Origin of the sequence: Caballeronia novacaledonica, from assembly GCF_900258035.1 — a bacterium.
GTDB lineage: Bacteria > Pseudomonadota > Gammaproteobacteria > Burkholderiales > Burkholderiaceae > Caballeronia > Caballeronia novacaledonica.
The window spans coordinates 791,300-818,075 of record NZ_OGTP01000001.1 but is presented as its reverse complement, the minus strand read 5'-3'; the positions used below and the strand labels follow the sequence as shown (position 1 = coordinate 818,075).

28 protein-coding genes are annotated in these 26,776 nt (G+C 64.3%); 12 read left to right on the top strand and 16 right to left on the bottom strand.

Features of this window, described 5'->3' with window-relative positions:
• Positions 1-955: L,D-transpeptidase (locus NOV72_RS03825; RefSeq protein WP_106853189.1), on the top strand; the 955-nt coding region annotated here is incomplete at its 5' end.
• 15 nt (positions 956-970) lie between these two features.
• On the opposite strand, the gene NOV72_RS03820 is transcribed toward NOV72_RS03825, so the two are convergent.
• Both NOV72_RS03820 and NOV72_RS03815 read right to left on the bottom strand, forming a co-directional pair.
• On the bottom strand, positions 971-1,855 hold the full coding sequence (locus NOV72_RS03820) for a DMT family transporter (RefSeq protein WP_106853288.1): 885 nt from the start codon (positions 1,853-1,855) through the stop codon (positions 971-973).
• Between the two features lie 90 nt (positions 1,856-1,945).
• Positions 1,946-2,131, bottom strand: a complete 186-nt coding sequence (locus NOV72_RS03815; RefSeq protein WP_106853188.1) for a hypothetical protein — start codon at positions 2,129-2,131, stop codon at positions 1,946-1,948.
• Positions 2,132-2,315: 184 nt separating this feature from the next.
• Here NOV72_RS03815 and NOV72_RS03810 point away from each other — a divergent pair, with 184 nt between their 5' ends.
• The 4 genes from NOV72_RS03810 to NOV72_RS03795 all read left to right on the top strand — a co-directional run bounded on the left by NOV72_RS03810 (position 2,316) and on the right by NOV72_RS03795 (position 5,746).
• Positions 2,316-3,071, top strand: a complete 756-nt coding sequence (locus tag NOV72_RS03810) for a DeoR/GlpR family DNA-binding transcription regulator (RefSeq protein ID WP_106853187.1) — start codon at positions 2,316-2,318, stop codon at positions 3,069-3,071.
• Between the two features lie 121 nt (positions 3,072-3,192).
• Positions 3,193-3,957: a ParA family protein gene (locus tag NOV72_RS03805; RefSeq protein WP_106853186.1), complete on the top strand. Its 765-nt coding sequence runs from the start codon at positions 3,193-3,195 to the stop codon at positions 3,955-3,957.
• Between the two features lie 16 nt (positions 3,958-3,973).
• A complete protein-coding gene (locus tag NOV72_RS03800; RefSeq protein ID WP_106853185.1) occupies positions 3,974-4,657 on the top strand; it encodes a methyltransferase family protein in 684 nt (227 codons plus the stop codon).
• 186 nt (positions 4,658-4,843) lie between these two features.
• The gene (locus NOV72_RS03795) at positions 4,844-5,746 is read left to right on the top strand and encodes a LysR family transcriptional regulator (protein ID WP_106853184.1); all 903 of its coding nucleotides are present in this window, start codon (positions 4,844-4,846) and stop codon (positions 5,744-5,746) included.
• A 3-nt stretch (positions 5,747-5,749) separates the two neighbouring features.
• Here NOV72_RS03795 and NOV72_RS03790 read toward each other — a convergent pair whose 3' ends face one another.
• The 3 genes from NOV72_RS03790 to NOV72_RS03780 form a co-directional block, all read right to left on the bottom strand.
• Positions 5,750-5,914, bottom strand: a complete 165-nt coding sequence (locus tag NOV72_RS03790; RefSeq protein WP_061118154.1) for an FmdB family zinc ribbon protein — start codon at positions 5,912-5,914, stop codon at positions 5,750-5,752.
• A gap of 81 nt (positions 5,915-5,995) precedes the next feature.
• On the bottom strand, positions 5,996-6,808 hold the full coding sequence (locus NOV72_RS03785; RefSeq protein ID WP_106853183.1) for a mechanosensitive ion channel family protein: 813 nt from the start codon (positions 6,806-6,808) through the stop codon (positions 5,996-5,998).
• A 149-nt stretch (positions 6,809-6,957) separates the two neighbouring features.
• Positions 6,958-7,488 (bottom strand): Lrp/AsnC family transcriptional regulator, encoded by a 531-nt coding sequence (locus NOV72_RS03780; protein WP_106853182.1) that lies wholly within the window; start codon positions 7,486-7,488, stop codon positions 6,958-6,960.
• Positions 7,489-7,626: 138 nt separating this feature from the next.
• Here NOV72_RS03780 and mdeB point away from each other — a divergent pair, with 138 nt between their 5' ends.
• On the top strand, positions 7,627-10,335 hold the full coding sequence (gene mdeB / locus NOV72_RS03775) for an alpha-ketoglutarate dehydrogenase (protein ID WP_106853181.1): 2,709 nt from the start codon (positions 7,627-7,629) through the stop codon (positions 10,333-10,335).
• On the opposite strand, the gene NOV72_RS03770 is transcribed toward mdeB, so the two are convergent.
• A complete protein-coding gene (locus tag NOV72_RS03770; RefSeq protein WP_106853180.1) occupies positions 10,332-10,982 on the bottom strand; it encodes a phosphoribosyltransferase in 651 nt (216 codons plus the stop codon). The genes mdeB and NOV72_RS03770 overlap by 4 nt on opposite strands.
• Positions 10,979-11,791: a crotonase/enoyl-CoA hydratase family protein gene (locus NOV72_RS03765; protein WP_106853287.1), complete on the bottom strand. Its 813-nt coding sequence runs from the start codon at positions 11,789-11,791 to the stop codon at positions 10,979-10,981. The genes NOV72_RS03770 and NOV72_RS03765 overlap by 4 nt, the downstream gene beginning before the upstream one ends.
• Positions 11,792-12,068: 277 nt before the next feature.
• Here NOV72_RS03765 and NOV72_RS03760 point away from each other — a divergent pair, with 277 nt between their 5' ends.
• From NOV72_RS03760 to NOV72_RS03750, 3 genes are all read left to right on the top strand, one after another.
• Entirely contained in the window at positions 12,069-13,271 is a 1,203-nt protein-coding gene (locus NOV72_RS03760) for an ammonium transporter (RefSeq protein WP_106853179.1), read from the top strand.
• A gap of 58 nt (positions 13,272-13,329) precedes the next feature.
• Positions 13,330-14,187, top strand: coding sequence for an ammonia-dependent NAD(+) synthetase (gene nadE, locus NOV72_RS03755; protein WP_106853178.1), 858 nt, complete (start codon positions 13,330-13,332; stop codon positions 14,185-14,187).
• Between the two features lie 80 nt (positions 14,188-14,267).
• A complete protein-coding gene (locus NOV72_RS03750) occupies positions 14,268-16,463 on the top strand; it encodes a hybrid sensor histidine kinase/response regulator (protein WP_106853177.1) in 2,196 nt (731 codons plus the stop codon).
• Between the two features lie 6 nt (positions 16,464-16,469).
• Here the strand turns inward: NOV72_RS03750 and NOV72_RS03745 are convergent, their stop codons facing one another.
• The 3 genes from NOV72_RS03745 to NOV72_RS32175 all read right to left on the bottom strand — a co-directional run bounded on the left by NOV72_RS03745 (position 16,470) and on the right by NOV72_RS32175 (position 18,463).
• Complete coding sequence (locus tag NOV72_RS03745; RefSeq protein WP_106853176.1) at positions 16,470-16,943, bottom strand: hypothetical protein; 474 nt, start codon at positions 16,941-16,943, stop codon at positions 16,470-16,472.
• Positions 16,944-18,230, bottom strand: a complete 1,287-nt coding sequence (locus NOV72_RS03740) for a PQQ-dependent sugar dehydrogenase (protein WP_216858851.1) — start codon at positions 18,228-18,230, stop codon at positions 16,944-16,946.
• A 65-nt stretch (positions 18,231-18,295) separates the two neighbouring features.
• On the bottom strand, positions 18,296-18,463 hold the full coding sequence (locus NOV72_RS32175; RefSeq protein ID WP_181290829.1) for a hypothetical protein: 168 nt from the start codon (positions 18,461-18,463) through the stop codon (positions 18,296-18,298).
• Positions 18,464-18,699: 236 nt separating this feature from the next.
• On the opposite strand from NOV72_RS32175, the gene NOV72_RS31820 reads away from it, so the two are divergent.
• Positions 18,700-18,882: a hypothetical protein gene (locus tag NOV72_RS31820; protein ID WP_146149941.1), complete on the top strand. Its 183-nt coding sequence runs from the start codon at positions 18,700-18,702 to the stop codon at positions 18,880-18,882.
• A gap of 66 nt (positions 18,883-18,948) precedes the next feature.
• Here the strand turns inward: NOV72_RS31820 and NOV72_RS03735 are convergent, their stop codons facing one another.
• The 6 genes from NOV72_RS03735 to ehuB form a co-directional block, all read right to left on the bottom strand.
• Positions 18,949-19,317, bottom strand: coding sequence for a DUF3175 domain-containing protein (locus NOV72_RS03735; protein WP_106853174.1), 369 nt, complete (start codon positions 19,315-19,317; stop codon positions 18,949-18,951).
• 36 nt (positions 19,318-19,353) lie between these two features.
• Positions 19,354-20,910, bottom strand: coding sequence for an FAD-dependent oxidoreductase (locus NOV72_RS03730; RefSeq protein ID WP_106853173.1), 1,557 nt, complete (start codon positions 20,908-20,910; stop codon positions 19,354-19,356).
• A gap of 75 nt (positions 20,911-20,985) precedes the next feature.
• Complete coding sequence (gene ehuA, locus NOV72_RS03725) at positions 20,986-21,846, bottom strand: ectoine/hydroxyectoine ABC transporter ATP-binding protein EhuA (RefSeq protein WP_245932870.1); 861 nt, start codon at positions 21,844-21,846, stop codon at positions 20,986-20,988.
• Positions 21,843-22,502 carry an ectoine/hydroxyectoine ABC transporter permease subunit EhuD gene (ehuD, locus tag NOV72_RS03720; protein ID WP_216858850.1) on the bottom strand — a complete coding sequence of 220 codons (660 nt, stop codon included), beginning with the start codon at positions 22,500-22,502 and terminating at the stop codon, positions 21,843-21,845. Before ehuD ends, ehuA begins: the two co-directional genes overlap by 4 nt.
• A gap of 5 nt (positions 22,503-22,507) precedes the next feature.
• On the bottom strand, positions 22,508-23,191 hold the full coding sequence (gene ehuC, locus NOV72_RS03715) for an ectoine/hydroxyectoine ABC transporter permease subunit EhuC (protein ID WP_181290827.1): 684 nt from the start codon (positions 23,189-23,191) through the stop codon (positions 22,508-22,510).
• Between the two features lie 50 nt (positions 23,192-23,241).
• The gene (gene ehuB / locus NOV72_RS03710; RefSeq protein WP_106853171.1) at positions 23,242-24,096 is read right to left on the bottom strand and encodes an ectoine/hydroxyectoine ABC transporter substrate-binding protein EhuB; all 855 of its coding nucleotides are present in this window, start codon (positions 24,094-24,096) and stop codon (positions 23,242-23,244) included.
• Between the two features lie 205 nt (positions 24,097-24,301).
• Between ehuB and ehuR the strand changes: the two genes are divergently transcribed.
• A complete protein-coding gene (gene ehuR / locus NOV72_RS03705; RefSeq protein ID WP_181290825.1) occupies positions 24,302-25,726 on the top strand; it encodes a MocR-like ectoine utilization transcription factor EhuR in 1,425 nt (474 codons plus the stop codon).
• Between the two features lie 81 nt (positions 25,727-25,807).
• Positions 25,808-26,773 carry a hydroxyectoine utilization dehydratase EutB gene (gene eutB, locus NOV72_RS03700; protein WP_106853170.1) on the top strand — a complete coding sequence of 322 codons (966 nt, stop codon included), beginning with the start codon at positions 25,808-25,810 and terminating at the stop codon, positions 26,771-26,773.
• The last annotated feature ends 3 nt before the right edge of the window (positions 26,774-26,776 follow it).

Genomic DNA, 26,776 nt, shown 5'->3' with positions numbered 1-26,776 from the left:
CGCGCAGGCGTCGGCGGCTGCCGAGGCTTCGGCGGCATCGGCGGCGAGCGCGGCATCGGCGGCCTCCGCGGCGTCGGCGGCCTCCGCGGCGTCGGCGGCGAGCGCCGCATCCGAAGCACAGGCGCCGGAAGTGCCCTTGCCGCCGGAGCCGCCCGAACCCAATCTCGCGCAGCGAACCGGCATGTCGCCGGCGGGCGCATACGCGATGCGGCAGAACTTCGCGAACGAAGTCGACCGGCGGCTCACGGTGCCCGTTGCGGACCAGCAGGCCTACGGCCGCTCGCTGCAACGCGCGCTCGACGAAGACGGCCACGGCGATCTCGCCAACGAGTTCGTTGTGCTCGTCGATCGCAGTGCGAACGTGCAGGCCGCGCTCGTCTACTTCCGCGCAAAGCCGGGCGATGCCTGGTCCATGATCGGCGCGTCGCCGGTATCGACGGGCCGCCCCGGCACCTACGATCACTTCGTCACGCCGCTCGGCGTGTTCCAGCACGTGCCGGGCAACATGGACTTTCGCGCCGAGGGCACGCTGAACGAGTTCAAGATTCGCGGCTACGGCGCGCGCGACATGCGCATCTACGATTTCGGCTGGGCCGACGGCGAGCGCGGCTGGGGCAAAGGCGGCAAGTCGCCGATGCGCTTCCAGATGCACGCCACCGATCCCGAGAAACTGGAGCCGCTGCTCGGCATGCGGCATTCGAAGGGCTGCGTGCGCATTCCGTCGACGCTGAATACGTTCTTCGATCACCACGGCATCCTCGATGCGCAATACGAGGCGCGCGCCGAAGAGGGCGAATCGATGTGGGTTCTGAAGGCCACGCGCAAGACGACGCCGTGGGCGGGCCACTATCTCGTCGTCATCGATACGGGCAGGAAGGCGCGGCCGGCGTGGGCGCCGGGTCCGGGCAAGGCGGTGCGCGCGCATATTCCGGCGGGCGCGGACACGGTCGATTGAACCGTATCCGAGGCGCTATTTCGCGCGCGCGAGCAGCACGCCCGCGAGCGCGACGCCGAAGCCCGCGAGTTGCACCGCGTCGAGCGTTTCGCCGAACGCGACAAAGCTTTCGAGCGCGGCGAGCGGCGGCGCGAGAAACAGCAGGGCGGTTGCGCGCGATGCGTCGCCGCGCCGGACCATCCACACGAGCAGCGTCGTCGCGACACCCGAGAGCATCACGATGCCCCATGCGAGCGCGAGCCACGTCGTCATCGACGCAATGAAGCGATGCTCTCCGAGCGCCATCGCGAGCATGAGCGCGACGAGCGCCGCGCCCGCGTTCTGCAATGCGCTGGCGCTGCGAATGTCGGCGCGTGCGAGCGAGGTCTTCTGATACAGCGTGCCCGCCGTGATCGCGACGACGGAGAGCAGCGCGATCATCACGACGATCCACTGCGACGCATGCGCGCCCGCCGCATGTCCGGCGTGCGCGCCGCTCGCCGCGATCTTCGGCGCGAGCACGAGCGCGACGCCGGCGAGACCGAGCGCGAGCCCGCCCCACGCGCGCGAAGAGAGCCGTTCGCCGAAGAGCCGCGCGGCGACGGCGGCGGTCAGCAGCGGTTGCAGCGCGCCGAGCAGCGCCATGATGCCCGCGCCGAGCCCTTGCGCGACGGCCCAGTAGCCCGCGCCGAGATAGACGCCTTGCAGCAGCGCGCCGGCAAGGAGATGCCGGGCGATGTCGCGTCCTTTCGGCCAGGGCGCGCGCGTGATTGCGGCGATCGCGAAAAACAGCAGCGTGGTGCCGGAAAAGCGCGCGAGCAGATACAGATTCGGATCGACGTAAGGCGTGATGGCCCGTGCGACGATGAAGCCCGTCGACCAGAGAAACACGAAGACGGGCGCGGCGAGAATCGAAAGCATGTGAGGCGTGCGGCGAAACGAGATGCGCGAGTATGCGATCGACGGATCGCGCACGTCTTGTCTAACCGTGCACTCGCCGGTGTGGGCGCGTCACTCGATCGTGAAGGTGTCGAGCGGCTGATTGGCGCGCGCATCGCCCTCGAAGCGCCGCGATAGTTGCGCATGCAACCGCCTGGCTTCGTCGAGCGTGAGATCGATCCAGTAGGGATCGCCCGCTGCATCGTTCAAGCGGTCGGGAGGAAACTGAATTTCGATCACCACGCCTTTCTTGTACATCGGATAGCCTCGTCCAAAGCCTTTGCGGAGCGGCTCAGTCTAGCGGACCCGTGTCCGTGGATTGCGCACCCTGCGGAAAGAATGCATTGCGCGCCACGGCCCGAGGCGTCGGAGCCTGCCAAAGAAATGCCACATAAGGCCGCTAAACTCCACACGCCGCCTCGCCTTCTTTCATCGTCGAACGATGCTCGCCGAACAACGTCATCAATACATTCTCTCCGAGCTGGACAAGCATGGCGCGCTCGCGGTGGCCGACCTCGTGCGCGCGTTGTCGGTGTCGCGCGAGACCGTGCGGCGCGACCTGAATACGCTCGCCGGGCGCGGCCTCGTGATGACGACGCATGGCGGCGCGCTGTCGATCGGCCGGAGCGAGCCGCATGTCGATGTCCGCGAGGCGAAGAATGCGGCGGCCAAGCATGCGATCGGCGCGCGTGCGGCGGCGTTCGTCCCGGACGGAGCGTCGCTCATCATCGATTCGGGCAGCACGACGCAGGCCGTCGCGCGGGCGCTCGCCGAGCGGCAGCGGCTGACGGTCTATACCAACGACTGGCGTATCGCGATGTTGCTTGCGCGGCGCAATGGCAATCGCGTGAATCTGCTCGGCGGCGAGCTCGCCGATCTCGAAGATGCGACTTTCGGCCTCGATACGCTTCAGCAGCTCGCGCAATATCACGCGGATTTCGCTTTCGTCGGCGCGGGCGGCATTACGAACGATGCGCATCTCACGGATTATTCGCGGCTTGCCGCCGAAGTGCGCGGGCGGATGATTGCGTCGGCTTCTTGTGCGGTTGTCGTGGCCGACCGGTCGAAGTTCGGAGCGGTCACGCCGGTGAGGATTCGCGGGTTCGAGCTGGTGCGGTATCTGGTTTGTGAGGCTGCGCCGGATGAAAATATGCGGCGGGCGCTGGCGTCGCGCGGGCCTGAGCTGGTTTTGGTTTAGGGGTAAGCCCCAACCGGACAGCCCTGTCATTTTGGTGCGCTAAGATCACAGGCCGGGAACCGATCGACCCAGACAGAACGCATAAAAAAACGAGCGTTCACAACCGAGGATGAATAACCCGATGCGCCGTGTGGTCTTCAATCAAAAGGGTGGCGTAGGCAAGTCCACCATCGTCTGCAATCTCGCCGCGATCAGCGCCTCGCGCGGCCTGCGCACCCTGGTGATCGACCTCGATCCGCAAGGCAACGCGAGCCAGTATCTGCTCGGCGCCGAAGCCCGCGACGCCCAGCCGAATCTCGCGAGTTTCTTCGAATCGGCATTGAGCTATAGCTTTCGCGAGCCGGCGTTCGAATCTTTCATTCATTCGACGCCGTTTGAAAATCTCGACATCGTGCCGTCGAATCCGAATCTCGAAGCGCTGCAGAGCAAGCTCGAATCGCGCTACAAAATCTATAAGCTGCGCGACGCGCTGAAGGGCCTGAAACAATACGACGCCGTCTATATCGACACGCCGCCCGCGCTAAATTTCTTCACGCGCTCGGCGCTGATCGCGGTCGAGCGCTGCCTGATCCCGTTCGATTGCGACGACTTCTCGCGTCGCGCCCTCTATTCGGTGCTCGAAAACGTGCAGGAAATCCGCCACGATCACAATCCGGATCTGAGCGTCGAGGGCATCGTCATCAATCAGTTTCAGCCGCGCGCGAGCCTGCCGCAGCAACTCGTCGACGAACTGCGCGGTGAGGATCTGCCTGTGCTCAATTCGCATCTGTCGCTCTCCGTGAAAATTCGCGAGAGCCATCAGCACGCGCGCCCGATGATCTACCTCGAACCCCGTCACAAGCTCGCGCAGGAATATGTCGCGCTGCACGAGGAACTGAACGGCTGAGGCGCAGCGACACGTCATGCCGCTCGCGTCGAAAGTTGCGATCGCAATCATCGTCGAGGCGGCGCTGTTCATCGCGCTGTTGTTCGGCGCGGCGGGCACGCTCGAATGGGGCGCCGGCTGGGCGTGGATGCTGCTGATGTTCGGCGGCGGCGGCGTGGTCACGGTGCTCATCGCGCGGCGCGACCCGGCATTGCTCGCCGAACGCATGCGCTCGCCGATGCAGTCCGGTCAGCCGCTGTGGGACAAGGTCTTTCTCCTCGCGATGGGCGCGCTGTGGTGCGCGTGGCTCGCGCTGATGGGGCTCGACGTCGTGCGCTTTCGCTGGTCCGTCATGCCGCTGTGGCTCGCATCGGTGGGCGCAGCGCTCGTCGCAGTGTCGTTCTGGCTCGTCGCGCACGTGTTTCTCGCGAACACGTTTCTCGCGCCCGTCGTGAAGATTCAGCGAGAGCGCGGACATCGCGTCATATCGAGCGGGCCGTATGCGGTCGTGCGTCATCCCCTTTATGCGGCCGCCGGCATCATGATTCCGGCGAGCGCGCTCGTACTCGGCTCGTGGTGCGGCCTCGCGTTCTCCGTGCTGCTGCTCGCGGGAATCGTCTGGCGCACGGTGATGGAAGAGCGCGAACTCGTCGCGCATCTCGAAGGCTATGCGCAATACGCGCAACGCGTGCGCTATCGGCTCGTGCCCTTCGTCTGGTAAGCGCGCACGGCGGGTTCGCGGGAATAAATCGTCGCCGAAAACGTTCATGCAGAAGACAGGCGCATTCCGTCGCGCCTCACTTCCCGCCAGACCATGAATATGACGACCGTTCCATCGCAGGCTCCGCTTGGTTCTCTTGCCGGCAGTTCGCCCGGAGCGCATCCCTCGACAGAAAGCCTCTCCGGCATGGTCGCGTTCGTGCGCGCGGCGGAGTCGGGCAGTTTCGTGGCGGCGGGGCGTGCGCTCGGGCTGTCGGCGTCGGCGGTGGGCAAGAGCGTGATGCGGCTCGAAGCGAAGCTCGGCGTGCAACTGCTCAATCGCACGACGCGCCGGATCGGTCTCACGCACGAAGGCGCGCGCTTCTTCGCGCGCTGCAAGCGCATGCTCGCCGATCTCGAAGACGCGGAAAACGAGCTGTTTCATTCGACTTCTTCGCCGCGCGGCCGCTTGCGAATCAGCGCGCCGTCGCTCGGCAGCCGGCTTTTGATGCCGCTCGTGCCGGAATTCAGGCGGCGTTATCCGGATATCGAACTGGATATCGATTTCAGCGATCGCGTGGTCGACGTCACGCAGGAAGGTTATGACGCGGTGATCCGCACGGGACGTCTCGCCGATTCGCAATTGCTCGCGCGGCCGCTCGCGCAATATGGCCCGGTGGTGATCGGTTCGCCCGCCTATTTCGCGGGACACGGCGAGCCGGCGACGCCCGCCGATCTCGAAGGCCATGCCTGCATCCGCTTCCGTTCTCCGGCGAGCGGCCGGCCCGAGCCCTGGCGCTTCGCGCGCGACGATCACACCTTCGCCATCGATCCGCACGCGACGCTCACGTTCAACGACATGGAAGCGGTGCTGGCCGCCTGCATCTCGGGCCTGGGCCTCGCATGCGTGCCGGATTTCATCGCGAAGAGCGCACTGGAAGGCGGCTTGCTGCGCGCGGTGCTCGGCACGCACATGCGCACCGAAGGCGTGTTCCAGATTTTGTGGCCGCCGAGCCGTCACGAAGCGCCGCGTTTGCGCGCGTTCATCGATCACGTCGCGCAACGTCTGGGCGGCCTGCCGTCGCACGAGGTCCGGTTTCGCGCGGCGTGACGATCAGCTTTTCTTGGTGGTCTTCGCGACGAACGGCGCGGGCGCATGCGCGACTTTCTCGCTGCCGCACTTCGGGCATTTGAGCTGCACCGTCGCGTGTTCGGCAATGTGCTCCGCGTGCTCGAAGTTCTCGCCGCAATCCTGACAACGGTATTGGTAAGTCGGCATGGCATCCTCCGCGCGCGACCGGTGATCCGGCGCGAGCAGCGCCGGTTCCACCCATTCTAGTTCAGCATTGGCGCATGAAAATCAGTTCAGGACGCGGCGCACAAGCGGCGTTTCCGGCGTCGGATAGCCGGCCTGCTTGAATGTTTCGATGATCGCGCGATTGGTGTCGAAATAGACCTGCCAGTAGTCGGCGGTATTGGTATAGGGCCGCACGCACAACAGCGGGCCTTCGGGCGTGAAGGACAGCACTTCGACATCCGGCGGCGGCGTGGTCGCGACATTCGGGATCTTCGCGACGGCTTCCTTCAGCCGCGCGATGGCATCGAGCGGATCGACGCCATTGGCGATCTTCGCCGTCAACTCGACACGCCGATGCGGCAGCAGGCTGAAATTCCAGATCGTGTCGGAAAAGATCTTGTTGTTGCCGATGATCGCGGCGACGTTGTCGGGTGTCGTGATCGTCGTGCCGAAGAGGCCGAGTTCGGTGACGGTGCCGGTCACGCCGCCCGCGGTCACGAAATCGCCCACTTTGAAAGGCCGCAGCACCTGCATGAACACGCCCGCCGCGAAGTGCGCGAGCAGCCCGCCCCACGCGGTGCCGATGGCGAGACCGAGACCCGCGAGCAGCGCGGCGAAAGACGTGGTCTGGACGCCGAAAATCTGCAGAATCGCGAGGATGAGCAGCAGATTGAGAATGACGCCGACGATCGAGCCGAGATAATGCGCGAGCGTCGGATCGACGCGGCCGTTGCGCGAGAGCAGCTTGCGCATCGTGCTCGTGACGAGGCCGATGAGCCAGCGGCCGATGATCCACAGCGCGATCGCGCCGACGACCATGATCGCGAAGTCGACGCCGCGCGTCATGATGAATACACGTACGGTGTCGAGGTTCATGTCGTTCTCGCGTGCGTGAAGCTTCGTCAGAGGAACACGTCAAGCAGGGAAAACATGCCGGATAGGCCACACGAGTTATAGGCGACGCGCTGCGTCATCGCAAGAATTACGGGAGCAGTTAAGTTCGATCGGCCGCTGTCGCGAAACGATCACGTCCATTCGGCTTCGTCGGCGTTCTGATCGGGCAGGGTAAGCCCGGACGCGGGCAGCGGCAGAGCGGTTTTGTAGCGCACCTGTTTGAGCGCGAAGCTCGAACGAATGTTGGAGACGCCCGGCATTTTCGTGAGCCGTTCGAGGATGAAGCGCTCGAGCGCGGCCACGTCGGGCAGGACGACGCGCAACAGGTAATCGGCGTCGCCCGTCATCAGATAACACTCCATTACTTCAGGGCGCTCGCTGATCGCCTGCTCGAAACGCGCGAGCGCGTCCTTGATCTGCTTTTCCAGACTGACCTGAATGAAGACATTGATGGAAAGGCCGAGCGCTTCCGGGTTGAGCAACGTGACGTGCTGCTTGAAAAGCCCCGCTTTTTCCAGCGCGCGCACGCGATTGAAGCAGGGCGTCGGCGAGAGATTCACTGCGCGCGCGAGTTCCGAATTGGTGATGCGCGCGTTGTGCTGAAGCTGGTTCAATATGCCGATGTCGGTGCGGTCGAGGCGCTGCTTCACGGTTGTCGTCATAGTCGAAAGATTCCGGTTTTTGGCATTTTCGAAGAATAAACACACTACCGTAAAGTGAGCCGGCAGCCAAATGAGACGCACATTCTGCGCGTCACTGGATATGCTTGAATCATCTTTCAGCCACAGCGGAGTCGCGCCATGACCGACTTATCGAGCGGAACCACCCAGCTTCTTTCGATCGCCAAGGGACGCGAGGACAGCGATCCCGGCGAAACCGCCGAATGGCTGGAGGCGCTCGATGCCGTCGTCGCGCATGTCGGCCGCGACCGCGCGCAATATATCTTCGACAGGCTCGCGGAGCATGCGCTGTCGGTGGGCGTCGAATCGGCGCGGGCGCGCGCGACGCCCTACGCGAACACGATTCCCGTATCGCAACAGACGCCTTATCCCGGCAATCTCGACACCGAGGAAAAGCTCGCCGCCGTGCTGCGCTGGAATGCGCTCGCGATGGTCGTGCGCGCGAATCGCGCCTATGGCGAACTGGGCGGGCACATTGCGAGTTATGCGTCGGCGGCGGATCTGTTCGAAGTTGGCTTCAATCACTTCTTCAAAGCCGCCGACGCGAACAATGGCGGCGATATCGTCTACTTTCAGCCGCATTCGTCGCCGGGTGTTTATGCGCGCGCCTATCTCGAAGGCTTTCTCGGCGAAGAACATCTGAAGCATTATCGGCGCGAGATTGCCGGACCGGGTTTGTGCTCGTATCCGCATCCGTGGCTGATGCCCGACTTCTGGCAATTCCCGACCGGCTCCATGGGCATCGGTCCGATCAACTCGATTTATCAAGCGCGTTTCATGCGCTACGTGCAGAACCGCAATCTGCTGCGCACGGAAGGGCGCAAGGTGTGGGGCTTCTTCGGCGACGGCGAAATGGACGAGCCCGAATCGATCGGCGCGCTGTCGCTCGCGGCGCGCGAGCAACTCGATAATCTCGTGTTCGTCATCAACTGCAATCTGCAGCGGCTCGATGGCCCCGTGCGCAGCAACGGACGCATCGTCGACGAGCTCGAAGCCCAATTCACGGGCGCAGGCTGGAACGTGATCAAGGTGCTGTGGGGATCGGACTGGGACGCGCTGTTCGCGCGCGATCGCACGAACGCGTTGCTGCGCGCTTTCGCGCATACGGTCGACGGCCAGTTCCAGACCTTCTCGGCCAACGACGGCCGCTACAACCGCGAGCGTTTCTTCGGCCAGAATCCGGAACTCGCGTCACTCGTCGCGCATATGTCGGATGAAGATATCGACCGCTTGCGCCGCGGCGGCCACGATGTCCGCAAGCTGCACGCGGCCTACGCGAAGGCGCTTTCGCACAAGGGCCAGCCGACCGTGATTCTCGCCAAGACGATGAAGGGCTTCGGCATGGGCGCGGTCGGGCAGGGCCGCATGACGACGCATCAACAGAAGAAGCTCGATCTCGACGATCTCAAGCAGTTCCGCGATCGCTTCCGTTTGCCGCTGTCGGATGAAGACGTCGAGCAGGTCAGGTTCTACAAGCCCGCGGACGACGCGCCCGAGATGCGCTATCTGCATGAACGTCGCGCGGCATTGGGCGGTTATCTGCCGCGCCGTCGCGCGCGGGCGTCGCAAGGCACTACGCCGCCCGCGCTCGATGCGTGGGGGCAATTCGCGCTCGACGCATCCGGCAAGGAAATGTCGACGACGATGGCCTTCGTGCGCATGCTCGGCAGCCTGCTGAAGGACAAGACGCTCGGGCCGCGCGTCGTGCCGGTGGTCGCGGACGAGGCGCGCACGTTCGGCATGGCGAACCTCTTCAGGCAAGTGGGCATCTATTCGCCGCTCGGCCAGTTGTACGAGCCGGAGGATATGGGCTCGATGCTCTATTACCGCGAAGACACGCGCGGGCAGATTCTCGAAGAAGGCATCTCGGAGGCGGGCGCGGTGTCGTCGTGGATCGCGGCGGCGACGTCGTACAGCGTTCACGATTTGCCGATGCTGCCGTTCTACATCTACTACTCGATGTTCGGTTTCCAGCGCATCGGCGATCTGATCTTCGCGGCGGCGGATCAGCGCTCGCGCGGCTTTTTGATCGGCGCGACGGCGGGGCGCACGACGCTCGGCGGCGAAGGCTTGCAGCATCAGGACGGCACGAGCCATCTCGCCGCATCGACGATTCCGAACTGCCGCGCCTACGATCCCGCGTTCGCGTACGAAGTCGCGGCGATCGTCGACGAAGGCATGCAGGAAATGATGGAGCGCCAGAACGACGTCTTCTATTACGTCACGGTAACCAACGAGAATTACGCGCAGCCTTCCGCGCCCGGCGGCTCGCTGGATACGCACACGCGCGAAGGCATTCTGCGCGGCATTTATCGTATCGATGCCGGCGCCGCCGATGCGCAGGTGCAACTGCTCGGGTCCGGCGCGATTCTCAACGAAGCGATCGCCGCGCGCACGATGCTGAAAGACGACTGGAACATCGGCGCTGCCGTGTGGAGCGTGACGAGCTTTACGGAGCTGCATCGCGACGGCGCGTCGTGCGAGCGTCTCGCGCGCCTGAACGACGACGCGAACGTGCCCTTCGTCACGCGCGCGCTCGAAGGATCGCGCGGGCCGGTGATCGCCGCGACGGATTACGTGCGCGCCGTGCCGGAACTCATTCGCGCCTACGTGCCGCGCCGCTACGTCACGCTCGGCACCGACGGTTTCGGCCGCAGCGACACGCGTCAATCGTTGCGCGCGTTCTTCGAAGTGGATCGCGTGTCGATCGTCATTGCCGCGTTGAAATCGCTCGTGGATGACGGCGTCATCGGGAAATCGGTGTTGCAGGCGGCGCGCGAGCAATACGGCAAGACGCAGGAAGCGCTCGACGCGCCCTGGATGCGCTAGGCAGCCTTGCGCGCCGCGTCGAGCAGTTCGCGCACTTCGTCGTCGCTCGTCTGATCGAAGTCGATGTAGAACTGCCCGACGCCGAAGTAATGACGCGGGCGTATCACGCAGACGAATTCGTCGACGACTTCGTTCACGCGCGCTTCGGAATCGAGCGGCGCGACCGGCAGCGCCGCGACGACTTTCGCCGGCTGCGCACGACGCAAAGACATTGCGGCGGCCTTCATCGTCGCGCCGGTGGCCATGCCGTCATCGACGATGATCGCGATGCGTCCGTCGATATCGAGCGGCGGCTGCGAGCCGCGATACAGCGTCTCGCGCCGGGCGAGTTCCGCGCGCTCCATCTCGATCACGCGTTCGAGATCGTCTTTCGCGACGCCCGCGTATTCGACGATGCGCTCGTCGAGATAGAACGCATCGCCGGATGCGATCGCGCCCATCGCGAGTTCGGGCTGAACCGGCACGCCGAGCTTGCGCACGACGAGCACGTCCAGACGCGCGCCGAGCGCGCACGCCACTTCATACGCGACGGGCACGCCGCCGCGCGGCAACGCGAGCACGGTGACGTCGCCGCGTCCCTTGTAGGCGCTGAGATGCTGCGCGAGCTCACGGCCCGCCGCCCTGCGGTTCTCGAACACGGCGTTCATGTTGCCTTTCCTTTCGGGGCCGACGCGCGCGCAAGAAAACGCGTCGCGCCGTCGAGACCTTCGTCGAATATCGAGCGATATCCGTTCGCACCTTCACGCTGCAATGCGCGAGCGATATCGGCGTCGAACGCGTTCTCGTGCACCGAGCGCAAGTCGGCCCGCAACGCGGCTTGCGGCCACGCGGCCAGCTCGCACGCGAGCGCTTCCGCGACGCCGCGCGCTTCGCCCGGCGGCGCAAGGCGATTCGCGAGGCCGATGGCGAGCGCTTCGTGCGCATCGACCGCGCGCCCGGTGAGGATCAGATCCAGCGCACGCGACAGGCCGACGAGACGCGGCAGCCGAATCGTGCCGCCGTCGATGAGCGGCACGCCGACGCGCCTGCAGAACACGCCGAGCACCGCCTGTTCCTCGACGACGCGCATATCGCACCAGGCCGCGAGTTCGAGTCCGCCCGCGACCGCGTGGCCCGCGATCGCCGCGATCACGGGCTTGTTCAGCGCGAGGCGCGTCGGGCCCATCGGGCCGGGGCCGCTGCCGTCGGGATGGATTTCGTTGCGGCGCGCGTCGTCGTCGAAAGCGGAGAGATCCGCGCCCGCGCAGAACGTGCCGCCCGCGCCCCACAGCACGGCGACCGACAATGCATCGTTTGCGTCGAAGCGCTCGAACGCTTCGCGCAGCGCATCCGCGATAGGGCGATCCACCGCGTTGCGCCGCTCGGGGCGATCGAGCACGACCGTGACGACACGCGGATCGCGCGCATGCGGTTCCATGCGCACGTGCTCGCCCAGATACTCGATGCGAGGCGACATCGGCGGCTCCATTTTCTGCATCGATCCAGCTTCAGGATACTCGTCGCGCGAAGCAACGTCGTGACGGCGCGATACGGTTCGTCGCAGGTGCATGCAATGCGACATAACGGGGCATTGCACCAAATCGGAGCGATTCGCCATGAGCGCTCACGGCGCACGTTGCACCATGTCTTATCGCGCCACGTCTCGCCGGCGCACCGTTTCGATGCCGATTGCGCCAACTTGGCCCGGAACTTGCGATGTGACTTCCTTTTTTACAAATCCGACCGCGCGAAACATGCAGGCACTTCAATCCGGAACCAACACTCTCTTTCTGCTGCTGGGCGCCGCAATGGTGCTTGCAATGCATGCGGGCTTCGCCTTTCTCGAACTCGGCACCGTGCGCCGTGAGAATCAGGTGAATGCGCTCGTGAAGATTCTCGTGGATTTCGCGGTGTCGACGCTGGCGTACTTCTTCATCGGCTACAACATCGCGTATGGCGTGCAGTTCATGCACAGCGCCGATATCCTCGCCGAACACAACGGCTACGCGCTCGTGCGCTTCTTTTTCCTGCTGACGTTCGCGGCCGCGATTCCGGCGATCGTGTCGGGCGGCATCGCCGAGCGTTCGAAGTTCAATCCGCAACTGTTCGCGACCTGCGTGATCGTCGGCTTCATTTATCCGTTGCTGGAAGGCGTGGCGTGGAACGAGCGCTTCGGCATTCAGGGCTGGCTCACGCAGGCGTTCGGCGCGCCGTTTCACGACTTCGCCGGATCGGTCGTCGTGCATGCGTTCGGCGGCTGGGTCGCGCTGCCGGCGGTGCTGCTGCTCGGGCCGCGTCACGGGCGGTATCACAAGGACGGACGCATCGCCGCGCATCCGCCTTCGAGCATTCCGTTTCTCGCGCTCGGCGCCTGGGTGCTGGCGGTCGGCTGGTTCGGCTTCAACGTGATGAGCGCGCAGACCGTCGACAAGATCAGCGGCCTCGTCGCGGTGAATTCGCTGATGGCGATGGTCGGCGGCACGCTCGCCGCCTGGTTCGCCGGCCGCAACGATCCGGGCTTCACGTACAACGGCCCGCTCGCGGGTCTCGTCGCGGTGTGCGCGGGCTCGGACATCATGCATCCGCTCGGCGCGCTGATCGTCGGCGCGGTCGCGGGCGTGCTTTTCGTCCAGATGTTCACATGCGTGCAGAACCGCTGGCGCATCGACGACGTGCTCGGCGTGTGGCCGCTGCACGGCATGTGCGGCGCGTGGGGCGGCATCGCGGCGGGCGTCTTCGGGCAGAAGGCGTTCGGCGGCATCGGCGGCGTGTCGATGGGCTCGCAGATCATCGGCACCGTCGGCGCGGTGGCGCTGGCGCTCGCGGGCGGCGCGGCGGTGTACGGCGCAATCAAGATGACGGTTGGCTTGCGGCTCGATCGCGAGGAAGAATTCAACGGCGCCGATCTCGCGATTCATCGCATCTCGGCCACGCCGGACCGGGAAATGGCGGGGTGACGCGAAGATTCGCGCTTTGCTGTAGCGTGACGAAGTTCATCAGCCGAGCGAGCCCACGATGTCGAACGATCACGCCTTGCGTCAGCACCGCATCATCGAGGAATTGAAGGTCGCGCCGGTCTTCGATCTCGACGCCGAACGCGAACGCCGCATCGCATTTCTCGCCGATTATCTCGAAGCGCAGAGGCTCAAGACTTACGTGCTCGGCATCAGCGGCGGCGTGGATTCGTCGACGGCGGGACGTCTCGCGCAACTCGCGGTCGAGCGCCTGCGGGCGCGTCACGTCGATGCGCGCTTCATCGCGATGCGTCTTCCTTACGGCGAGCAGCGCGACGAAGCCGATGCAAAGCGCGCGCTCGCGTTCGTCCGGCCCGACGAAACGCTTACCGTCAACGTGAAACCCGCCGCCGACGCGATGCGCGAATCGCTCGCGTCGTCGGGACTGCTGTATCGCGACGTGCGGCACGAGGACTTCGTGCTCGGCAACATCAAGGCGCGCCAGCGGATGATCGCGCAATACGCGGTGGCCGCCGCGCACGCGGGCGTGGTGATCGGCACGGACCACGCGGCCGAATCGCTGATGGGCTTCTTCACCAAGTTCGGCGACGGCGGCGCGGACGTGCTGCCGCTTTATGGCCTGAACAAGCGCCGCGTGCGCGCGCTCGCGGAAGCGCTCGGCGCGGGCATCGACGTCTCCAGAAAGGTGCCGACCGCCGACCTCGAAACGCTCACGCCGATGAAGCCCGACGAAGACAGCTACGGCATCAGCTACGAGGACATCGACGATTTTCTCGAGGGCAAGCAGGTTTCCGATCACGTCTACGCCACCGTCTACCGCTTCCACGAGGCCACGCACCACAAGCGCGTCTTGCCGATCACGCCCCATGACGACTGGCGCAGCCACGCGCTTCGCTGAACGGCGACCTTTATTCTTCATACCGCTTCCATCGCGCGCCGGGTACGATATGCCGGTCGATTTCCTCGGAGGCGCACCGCTTGGACTCCACAGAGACCGCGACATTCGATCTGCCGCTGCCTGTGCGCAATTTCGCGTCGATGCGAAAGATGCTGCTGCTCGTGCTCGGCGCATCGATCGTGATTCCGCTCGCGTGCCTGGGCATTTACGGCTATTACGATCATCAGCGCCGCTTCGCGGACGCACGCGAACTGACCGAACGTCTTTCGCGCGTCGCCGACGAGCACGCGCTGAAGGTGATGGACCTGAATCAGCAACTGGAAACGCGCGTCGTCGATCTGCTCGGCGATAGCGACGATGCGTCCATCAAAAGCCGCGAGGAAGGACTGCACCGCACGCTCGACGACATGAGCGGCACGCTCGCGCAGATCGCCGCGATTTCCGTGTTCGGCGAAAAAGGCGCGCTGCTCGCGAACAGCCGCTGGTATCCGGCGCCCGCCGTGTCGATTGCGGAGCGCGACGACTTTCAGTCCGCGCGCGCCGTCGCGCCCGTCACCTATTTTTCGTTGCCGTTGCGCGGCAAGGTCGCGCGTTCCGATGTGTTCACGACGACCATGGGCCGCATCGGCCGCAGCGGGCAGTTTCTCGGCGTCGTGTCGATCGCGTTGAAGCGCGACTACTTCACGGACTTCTATCGCGAACTCGCGGCGGGCGATCGCGCGCTCGTCATCGGGCTGTATCGGCGCGACGGCAATATCGTCGCGCGTTTTCCGGAGCGCGCGGACAGCGCGCAGCCTGCAACGAATACGCCATTCACCAGCGCTTTTCGCAACAACGAACTGTACGGCAGCATGCGCATGCGTTCGAGCGTCGATCACGTCGAGCGGCTGCTTGCGTTCCGTCGCGTGGGCGACTATCCGCTGTATGTATCGACGGGCTACGCGACCTCCATCGTCGAGAAGCGCTGGCGCGACAATCTCGCGCTCGTCGCGGCGATCGCGTTGGCGCCGTGCATCGCGGTGTGGCTCCTGATCGCGTTTTCGATTCGCCGGCTCGACGCCGAACAGGCCGCATGGGAACGCTGGCAGGCCGAAGTCGCGACGCGGCTTTCGATCGAAGCGTCGAGCCGTCAATTGCGGCGCATGGGCGCGCTCGGCAATCTCGTCGCGAACGTCGCGCACGACTTCAACAATCTGCTGATGGTGGTCGGGTCGAACATGGAGCTTGCGCGGCGCAAGCGCTTCAACGACGTCGAAAGCGAAGTGCTCGCGGTGGAGCGCGCCACGGCGGGCGCGGAATCGCTCGCGCGGCGGCTCATGAGCGTCGCGCGCAAGCAGCCGCTCAGGCAGGAACTGATCGATCCGGCCGGCTGGCTGAGAAGCGTGCTCGATCTCGTGAAGAAATCGGTGCATCCGGCGGTCATGGTGACGCTGGAGCTGTCGCCCGATCTCTGGAAGGTGATGGCCGATCCGGTCGAGCTGGAGCTTGCGCTCGTGAATGTCGCGGTGAATGCGAACGATGCGATGCCGCACGGCGGGCGCGTGCTGATCCGCTGCCAGAATGCGCGCGTGCGCGGCGCGGAGACGGATATCCCCGACGGCGAATACGTGCTCGTCTCGATCACCGACAACGGCGAAGGCATGACCGAGCAGGTTCAGCGGCGCGCCTTCGAGCCGCTTTTCACGACGAAGCAGCGCGGCGCGGGCACCGGGCTCGGCCTCACGCAGGTGCTTGCCGCCTGCGAGCAGGCGGGCGGCACTGCGCGCATCACGAGCGTGACGGGTGCGGGTACGACGGTGAGGCTCTATTTGCCGCGTCATCATGGACCGGCGCCGGAGATGTCGAAAGCGTACGTGCCGCCGGATGTCGCGACATCGCCGATCGTGCCCGTGACCGACGACGAGGAGCGCCCGCTGCGTGGCACGTCGGTGCTGCTGGTGGAGGACAACGCGGATGTCGCGGCGGGCGTGACGGCGGTGCTCGAAGTGCTCGGCTGCACGGTGCATCACGAGGAGAGCGCCGATGCCGCGTTCGCGCTGCTGGGCGAAGGCTATGGCTTCGATCTCGTGCTGTCGGACGTGCAGATGCCCGGCCGCATGAACGGGATCGATCTGGCCGAGCAGATCATCACGCGGCTTCCTTCGCAAAAGCTCGTGCTGATGACGGGTTACGCCGACGAATTGGAGCGCGCGAAGCATCTCGGCGTGCCGATACTCGCAAAGCCTTTCGACATGGACGATCTGCTCGACCTGATCGCGCCGGGCGTGCCGCATTGATCGCGCTCAACGCTTGTCGCGCCCCGGAACGGCACGCGCGCCGACGAGCGGATTGAAAGCCGCGCGCTTCGGCTCGTCCGCTTGCGTGCTCTTTTTCGCCGCCCGCGTATTCGAACGCGACGGCGTATTGCCGCCCAGTTGACTCAGCAGGTCTTCGTCCTCTTGCTCCGCGGGTTCGTCATCTTCTGATGAAGATTCGCCGCCCGCGAGATGCGCGACGACCGACATGAAGTCCTTCCGCGCGTTCTTCAATGCGCGCCCCGGCATCATCACGAGCACGACGGCTTCATGCACCGAATGGCCATCCACGGTTCGCAGCGTGCTTTCTTCGTTCCAGTCGATGCCGCTCTCCGCATAAGCCGCGACGACATGATGCAGCACGGCGGGCGACATCACGCCCGCATCGTAGAGCCCGACGATCTGCCGTTCCGCGAGCGCGAACAGGCTTTTCGCGCCGCGATTCGGCTTCTTCGCGGCCATTCACTTCGAGGCGGGCGCGACCCGCCATACCGTGTTGCCGACGTCATCGGCGACGAGCAACGCGCCTTTGCCATCCACCGCGACGCCGACAGGCCGCCCGAGCGCATGACCGTCCGACGAGACGAAGCCCGTCAGGATATCTTCCGGCGGACCCGAAGGCTTGCCGTTGTCGAACGGCACGAAGATGACTTTGTAGCCGCTCCTCGGCTTGCGATTCCACGAGCCATGCTGACCGATGAACGCGCCGTTGCGATAGCGCTCGGCAAACGCCTTGCCGTCGTAGAACGCGAGCCCGAGCGAAGCGGTGTGCGCACCGATCGCATAGTCGGGCAAGATCGCCGATTGCACGAGATCCGCGCGCTGCGGCTTCACGCGATCATCGACGTGCTGGCCGTAATAGCTATACGGCCATCCGTAAAACGCGCCATCTTTTACGGATGTCAGATAGTCGGGTACGAGTTCGTCGCCGAGCTCGTCGCGCTCGTTCACCACGGTCCAGAGCGCGCCGCTTTGCGGTTGCCACGACATGCCGTTCGGGTTGCGCAGACCCGTTGCGAACAGGCGCGCCTGCTTCGATTCGATATCCACTTCCATGATCGCCGCGCGGTCCTTCTCGGCGTCGATGCCATTTTCCGCCGCGTTGCTGTTCGACCCGATCGTCACATAGAGCTTCTTGCCGTCGCGGCTCGCGATGATGTTCTTGGTCCAGTGGTGATTGATGTCGCCAGCGGGCAGGTCCATGAACTTCTCGCCGGGCGTCGTGATTTGCGTCGCGCCGGTCTCGTACTTGAAGCGCAGGATTGCGTCGGTATCCGCCACGTAGAGTTCATCGCCGACGAGCGCCATGCCGAACGGAGAATGTAGCTTGTCGATGAATACGGTGCGCGTTTCGGCGACGCCATCGCCGTCGGCATCGCGCAGCAGCATGATGCGGTCCGGGCTTTCCACGGCGGCGCCCGCGCGCTTCTGGACCTTCTTCATCACGAAGCCCTTGATGCCGGCGTTTTCATCGTGCTTCGCGGGCCCATTGCTTTCCGCGACGAGCACATCGCCATTGGGCAGCGTCGCGACCCAGCGCGGATGATCGAGCCCCGCACCGAACGCGGTCACGTCGAAGCCCGGCGCTGCGGTCGGCTTCTGTCCTTGCGTCCACGGCTTGGCCGGCGCGATGTTGACCGTGGGCATCAGCGCTTTGTGCGGCGCGGGCAGCGTGGGATTCGGGCCGAAGCCTTGCGCGTAATCGTCGGCGGCGGCCGCGCCGCTCGCGAGCATCAGGGCTATCGCCATTGCTCGCGTGAGTTGCTTCGTCTGCGTTTTCAAATCTGTCCTCCTGACGATTCCGGCGTTGAAATTCAGCCGCCGCCGATGCCTTGCGTCACCTTGCCTGTACCGCCGCATGTCTTGCACTCGGCGCCATCGCGCTTGCCCGAGCCGTTGCAATCCGGACAAAGATCTTCGCCCGTGCCTGTTGCGCCGGGCTCGGCTTCATCGCCGGGATTGAGAGGGGGTTCCTGAGCCATTGCCGTCTCCTTGGGTTGTCTCGCTAGACGGAGCAAGCGGCGTTCCTTGCAAGGCTTGCACGCGGCTGGCAGTTTTTCCACGCATGCGGCGTTCATGGGCTTCGCACTGGACGCAGGAATGCGGATGGACCTTCTGGTACGCGTGATGCTCGTAAAACGATGCGGCGCGAGCCGCGGCTTTCACCACTGCAACGTCATCACGCGTGTCCGAGCGATGACATAGCCAGGAGGACTTCATGAGCGGAAATCAAAAGCAAATGGGCAATCAGCCATCGACGCCGAATCAATCGAATCCGTCACAACGGCAACACGGCCAGCAAGAGCGGTCACCGGGGCAGCCGCAACAAGACCAGCAGTCGGGTCAGAAGCAGCAGAACCAGCCGTTGCCGCAGCACAAAGGCGGCCAGCGTCAACCCTGATCGTTCTGGATGAGTGGCAGGAAGCAATGCGCGCGGTCTCGTTCCGACGAGGCCGCGCGCTCTTGTTCAGGGCTTGCGGCCGAATGCTTCGCGCAGGCGTTTTTTCGCGCGTTCGAGCGTGCTTTTGCGTGACTTCGGTAGATTGCGTCCGGCGCGATTGATGTAGAAGTTGAGCATCGACATGGCCGATTGAAACGGCGAGCCTTTGCGTCGCGCGCTTCGCGTCGACGAGCGTTTGAGCGAATCGGCGATTTCCTGCGCATTGCCGGTCTTGAAGATATCGCGCTGGATATCCATGGCATCGCTCGTTTCCATCACATGATGTGACCAGCGATGCGGGGAGTGCGCCGGCTTCTTGCGCGCGCTCGCGAGCGAGTGCCTTTGGCGCGTGCTGGGCCGCTTGCCGCCGCTGGTTCGTTTCTTCGATGTTGTCATAGCCGTTACCTCAACGCGATTGCTTCATAAGCGCGCTCACGCGCTTGCGATGCGCCGCGCGTCGTCCAGCGTCAACGGTTCGCGCATCGCTTCGGCGAGACGGCATACGGCTGCGTCATGCTCGCACGCGACGACCGCGCCCACGCGTCCATCCTTCAACAGATAGGCGATGAAATGCTGCGCATCGAGATCGCCATCTATTTCGATGCTATCGGGCTGATCGACATGCCCGAGATAGTCGAAGGTCTTCTCGTAGTGATAGGTCCAGAAGTAGGGCACGCCGACATATTCACGCGCTTCACCCGCCATGTTGAACGCGGCGACACGCGCATGCTGCTGCGCGACGCGCCAGTGCTCGATGCGAACGCGTTGATCCGGGCGAGACGGAGGGAAGCGTGCAATGTCCCCGGCGGCGTAAAGCGCGGATGCGGCGAGCATGTTCGCATCGACATTGACGCCGCCATCGTCCGCGAGCGCGATGCCCGACAGAAACGACGTCGCCGGTTCGACGCCCGTGCCCGCGATCACGATATCGGCCGCGATCTTCTGATCCGTATCGAGGATCACTTCGCTGACGGCGTCATCGCCCGCGAGTGCCTTGACGTGCGCATTCATATGAAACGTCACGCCGTTCTTCTCGTGCAGCATCCTGAACATCTCGCCGATGCGCTCGCCGAACTGCTTCGCGAACGGCACCTTGCCCGGCCCGACAACGGTCACGTCGATCTTCTGCTTGCGCAAGCAGGACGCCACTTCGAGCCCGATGAAACTCGCCCCGACGATGACCGCGCGCTTGCGTCCTTCGAGCGACGCCAGAATCGCGCGCGCGTCTTCGCGCGTGCGCAGCACATGCACATGCCTGAGATTCGCACCGGGAATGTCGAGCGGCTTCGGCATGCCGCCGGTGCACACGAGCGCGGCGTCGTAATCGATCTTCTGTCCGTTCGCGAGTTCGGCGCGCCTTTCATTCGGATCGAGATGAACGGCCCGCGATTCGATACGCTCGATGTCGTGCTTCGCGAAGAAATCATCGTCGAGCAGCGGGGGAACATCGTCGGGCGGCATGTCGCCTGCGAGCGTGAACTTGCTGAGCGACGTGCGATCGTAGGGCTCGTGCGCGTCTTCGCCCGCGAGCACGATGCGTCCGTCGAAGCCCGCTTCACGCAACGCGGAGCATGCAGCCGCGCCCGCCGCGCCCGCGCCGACGATAAGCATGGTCCGGCTCGCGTTCGTCTGCTTCTTCGTCGCCTCGCCGCTTTCGACGGCTTGCGCGGATACGTATACGTCACCATCGGTGATCGTCGCTTCGTAGCGTGTCAGTGCTTTCAACGGCGGCGGTTCGACGAGACTGCCGTCGCGCACTTCGAATGTGCCCTTGTGCCAGGGGCACACGATACGACCGTTGCAGATCGCGCCTTCGTCGAGCGGGCCGCCCGCGTGCGGACACTCGGCGGTATAGGCGCGCACGTCGTCGCCATCGCGCACGAGCAGGATCGGGATTTCCTTCGCGTCGTCGCCTTTGACGCATACGCGCGTGCCGCGCTCGTCGGAAAGGTCCGCAAAACGCGCGACTTTATGCAGGGTGGGGGACATCGCACTCTCCGGTGGCTGAACATCAGGCCATGCGAAGAGCGCGAAGCAATTATCGGACCGCGAAAAAACGCCTGATCAAAGCGCTTCGGTCACCGCGCGCAGGAACTGCCGCGTGCGTTCATGTTGCGGCGCGGAGAAGAACTGCTGCGGCGGCGCCTGCTCGATGATCTTGCCTTGCGAGAAGAAACACACGCGATCCGCGAACTCTTTTGCGAAGCCCATCTGATGCGTGACCATCAGCATCGTCAGGTTGTGCTCTTCGCCGAGGCGGCGAATCACGTTGAGCACTTCGCCGCACAACTCGGGATCGAGCGCGGACGTCACCTCGTCGAAGAGCATGATCTTCGGGCGCATCGCGAGCGCACGCGCAATCGCGACGCGCTGCTGTTGCCCGCCCGACAATTGCGACGGATAGTGATTGCACTTCTCCGAAAGACCGACCATGGAAAGCAGTTCGCGCGCGCGTTCGATCGCTTCCTTCTTCGATAAACCGAGCACGCTCATCGGCGCTTCGATGGTGTTCGCGAGCGCGGTCATGTGCGGAAACAGATTGAAGCTCTGAAACACCATGCCGATCTTGCTGCGCACGTGACGGATATGTCGCGGCGATGCAGGCACCGGCTTGCCGCCGCGCATTTCGTGCGTGAGCGGCTGACCGTCCACGTCGATGACGCCATCGGTGAGCGGGTCGAGCGTCATCAGCACGCGCAAGAGCGTGGACTTGCCCGAGCCGCTCGGCCCGATGATCGCCACCTTTTCGTTCGGCGCGACATCGAGGTCGAGGCCGTCGAGCACGGTGAGCGCGCCATAGCGCTTGGTGACATTGCGAAAGCGCACCATCGGCGTGTTCACGCCGGCGCCGGCGTCGGCTGCAGCGCCGAGCGCCGGGTCGAGGTCTCGTTTCATCTGCTGCTCCTGAAGGTGAGTGGCGGTCATGGCAGCCTCACGCGCCGTTCGACATGACGCACGCCCGAAGCGAACGTCACGCTGATGATGAGAAAGAAGATCCCGGTCATGGTGATCGGTTCGAGATAGCGGAACGTCTCGGAGCCGATGTTCTTGGCCTGCTGCATCAATTCGACGACGGTGATCGCGGAGAGCACCGGCGTGTCCTTGAACATCGCGACGAGATAGTTGCCGAGCGCGGGAATCACGGGGCGAATGGCCTGCGGCAAGACCACGCCCGTATAGGTGCGCCACGGCGAGAGCGACAGCGCGCACGACGCTTCCCACTGTCCGCGCGCCACGCCGTTGAGCCCCGCGCGATACACCTCCGACACGTAGCACGCATAGTGCACCGCGATGCCGAGCGTGCCCGCCGTCAGCGCGGACATCGTGAAGCCATAGAGCGGCGCGACATAGAAGAGCACGTACACCTGAATCAGGAGCGGCGTGCTGCGAATGAACTCGATGAAGAACGCGGTCGTCTTCGCGAGCGGCGCGAAATCGCTGCGCCGCATGATCGCGAGCGCGAGGCCGAGCACGAGTGCGATCGCGAAGCCGACGAGCGTGATGCCGATCGTGTACATCGCCGCGCGTGCGAGTTCGGGCAGGATATGCAGCGCGTAGTTCACATCGAAGAGTTGACCCAGCGATGTCATGATGCAGCCCTCGGAACAGTACGGCGAATGGCGACATGGCTGCTCACGCGCCGCTCGAACACGCGCATGACAGCGACGATCACCTGCGCCAGCACGAAGTAGATGAGCAGTGTGAGCCCGAAGATTTCCGCCGTCTTGAAGGTCGCCTCGTCGAGCTGGCGCGCGCGGAACGTGAGGTCCGAGAGCGTGATCAGCGAGACCAGCGACGTGCCTTTCAGAAGCTCGATCATCAGGTTGGTCGCGGGCGGCAGCGCGTTGATCATCGCCTGCGGCAGCACGATGCGTCGCAGCCGCGCGGCCGCGGGCATGTTCAGCGCCAGCGCCGCTTCATACTGACCGCCGGGCACCGAGCGCAGCGCGCCGCGCAGGATCTCCGAGCCATACGCGCCGTAGTGCAGTCCCAGACCGACGATCGCGACCGTGAAAGGCGTCAGTTGCACGTTGAAGGGCGGCAGCGGCAGCACGAAGAAAAGCCAGAATAGTTGCACCAGCAACGACGTGCCGCGAAACACCTCGACATACACGTTGCCGATCCAGCGCACGACGCGGTAAGGCGCGGCGCGCAACGTCGTCGCGACGCCCGCCATGACGATCGCGAGCAATATGCTGATGACGGCGATCTGGATCGTGACGAGCGTGCCCTTCATCATCAGGGGCAGAAGCTCATTGAGGTCACTCATGACGGTTCCTCGCAAATTGATGAACGCTGCGCGTCGCTATAGAGGCCTGCTCAACCGGCGCACAGTTCCGGCGCCTTCTTGGTCGTCACGTTGGACTTGTCGAAGCCGAAGGGCTTGACCGTCTTCAGGTGATCGTCCGTACCGAGCCACTGATGCAGTTCCTTGTTGACGGCGTCGCGCAGATCCGTGTCTTCGGGGCGAAATGCGAGCGCGCCGTAACCGGTGTGCTTCGGATCGTCGTTGAACTGGCTGATCGATTCGACTTGCGGACCGCCCTTTTCGGCGAGACCTTTCATCGTCAACGCGGTGCCGACCGCCGCATCGGCGCGGCGCGCGCGCACGGCCTGCAACTGCGCGGTGGTGTCCGGAACCTGCAGGATCTGGTCGTCCTTGATACCCGCCTGCCGCGCATAACCCAGCTCCGCCGTCCCTGCCATCACAGCAAGTTTCGTGTCCGGTTGCTTCGCGACATCGGCATAGCTGTGCAGGTTCTTCGGATTGCCCTTCATCGTGAGCAGCGTGTCGGGAATCTGGTATTGCGGATCGGCGAACGCCACCTGCTTGCAGCGTTCCGGCGTGATGTACATGCCCGCCGCGATGACGTCGAAGCGTCCTGCCTTCAGACCCGGAATCAACGCGCCCCATTCGGTCAGCACGGCATCGACCTTCTTCACGCCGAGCTTCGCGAACACCTTCTTCGCGATCTCGGGCGATTCGCCTGTCACGGTGCCGTCGGGCGTCGTGTAAGCGAAAGGCGTTTCGTTCGCATAGCCGATGCGCACCTCGCCGGTGCGCTGGATGCGCTGCAACGTGGTTTCCGCGCTTGCGCTCGTGGCATGAACGGCAAGGCTCGCCGCCGCGACGCACGCCGCTGCCAGCATTCCAGACAGTCGCTTCGTGTTCATATCGTTCCCGTAGTGATGGTTTTTCAAGCGTGGTCGAGTGGGCAATCCCGTGGCACCGGCGCGTGAGATACAGAGAAAACCCTTATTCGACAGGGCTTTGAATCGACTCGCAGCGCAGCCACCGACGCAGAATACAAAGCCATATATTTGATCCGATTGAACTAGGACAATTATTTTCACGCGCGCTTTTGCGCCACTATTGCGCATGAACCAGGCATGCGAGGAGCAGGACGTGAATGAAAGATGGCGCGACGCCGTGCGCACGGTGCAGGGCGTGCAGTCCAAGTACAAGCGGCTCGTCAAGGCGATGGCCGCCGACATAGAAAGCGGCGCGCTCGCATCGGGCGAGCGTTTGCCGCCGCAGCGCGAAGTCGCGGCCGATCTCGCGATCAGCGTGCAGACCGTGACCAATGCCTACAAGGAACTCGAACGGCAAGGGCTCATTCGTTGCGAAGTCGGGCGCGGCAGCTTCGTGAGCGCACGCGTGACCGAGACGATGTCCAACTACATGCTCGACACGGCCGAGCGCTCGGTGGTCGATTTTTCAATCGCGCGCATCGTGCACACGCCCGAGCACGACGCGATGTGGCGCAAGGTCTGCGCAACCCTGTCGACGATCGAAGATCAGCCGTGGATTCGCGCATTCAGGCCGATTGCGGGCTTCGATAGCCATCGGCAGGCGGGCGTCGAATGGCTCGCGTCGCTCAACATGCCCGCGAAGGTGGAGACGCTGCTCGTCACGAATGGCGTCGCGCACAGCATTTTTCTCGCGCTGGCGAGCATCGTCGGGCCGGGCGATACGGTGCTGTGCGAAAGCCTCACGGATCATGGCGTGATCGGATCGGCGAACGTGTTGGGGTTTACGCTCAAAGGTCTGGAGATCGACGAGCACGGCATTCGACCCGAGCACTTCGAGGAAGTCTGCGATAGCGAACGCGTGAGCGCGCTCGTCTGCACGCCCACGCTGAACAATCCCACGGTCGCGATGATGCCCGATTCACGTCGCCGCGCGATTGCGCGCATCGCGGAACGCTACGGCGTGTATGTGATCGAGGACGATGTCTACGGCGCGTTGCCCGCCAAAACGCAGACGCCCATCGCGAGCCTGATCCCCGAGCTCGCGTTCTACTGCACGAGCATGACCAAGTCGGTGCTGAGCGGGCTGCGTACCGGCTTCATGACGGTGCCGCGGCGTCTCGCATTGCGCGCGGAAAGCGTGCTGCGCGTGAGTTGCTGGATGGCGACGTCGCCGATCGCGGAAGTCACCGCGCGCTGGATCATGGACGGCACGGCGCAACGTCTCGTGCAGATTCAGCGCGAGCGTCTTGCCGCGCGCCAGAGCGTCGTGCGCGAAGTGCTCGGCGATTATGTACTCGGCAGTCATCCGAACGCGCTGTCGGTCTGGCTGCGCGTGCCCGACGAATGGGAAGCCGAACGCATCACGCGCGAGTTGCGCAATCGCAATATCGCGGTGACGTCGCCCGATCCGTTTCTCGTGCGCGGCGCGGACCGGCCCAATGCAGTGCGGCTATGCGTGGGCGCGGAAGTCGGCGAGAGCACGTTCCGCACGGCCGTCGAAACGATGCGCGAAGTCTTCGGCCAGTTCCCGCACGTGCATGACTTCAACTAAATGAACTAGGACAATCGAAAACGATTTTTTAGGACATTAGACTGGGTTGCATCGATACACGCACACGCCGCTCAGCCACTCATGTCCGCACTCACGCTCGCCGATGTCTACCGTGCTCGCCAGCGCATCGAAGGCCGCGCGCTCGTCACGCCGCTGGTTCATTCGGTGTCGCTCTCGCGCATCGCGGGCGTGCCGGTTCATCTGAAGCTCGAAACGCTGCAGCCCACGGGCAGCTTCAAGTTGCGCGGCGCGACCAATGCGCTCGCGCAGATCGCGGAGCAGGGCTGCAAGCGCGTCGTCACGGCATCGACGGGCAATCATGGCCGCGCGGTCGCGCACGCGGCGCGCGCGCTCGGCATCGAAGCGGCGGTGTGCATGTCGTCGCTCGTGCCGAAGAACAAGGTCGATGCGGTGGCCGCGCTCGGCGCGCGTGTCGTCATCGGCGGCAAGAGTCAGGACGATGCGCAAATGGAAGCGCAACGACTCGTGCGCGAGGAAGGTTATGCCTTCGTGCCGCCTTTCGACGATGAACGCGTGATCGCGGGACAGGCCACCATCGGCCTCGAAATTCTCGAAGCGCTGCCGGATACGAAGCGCATCGTCGTGCCGTTATCGGGCGGCGGACTTTTTAGCGGCATCGCGTTCGCGGCAAAGCACATTCGCGCCGACGTGAAGCTGACCGGCGTGTCGATGCAACGCGGCGCCGCGATGCACGCGAGTCTCGCGGCGGGCAAGCCGGTCTTCGTCGATGAACTCGAAACGCTCGCCGATTCGCTCGGCGGCGGCATCGGCCTCGATAACCGACACACGTTCGCGATGACGCGCGATCTCATCGACGACATCGTGTTGCTCGATGAAGTGTCGATCGCGCGCGGCATCGTGCATGCGTATCGCGAGGAGCGGCTCGTCGTGGAAGGCGCGGCGGCGGTGGGCATCGCGGCGCTGCTCGACGGCGCGATCGCCGTGCAGGACGGGCCGATCGTGATCGTCGTGAGCGGCAGCAACATCGATATCGAAACGCATCGTCGCCTGATCGGAGCAGCCTGAACT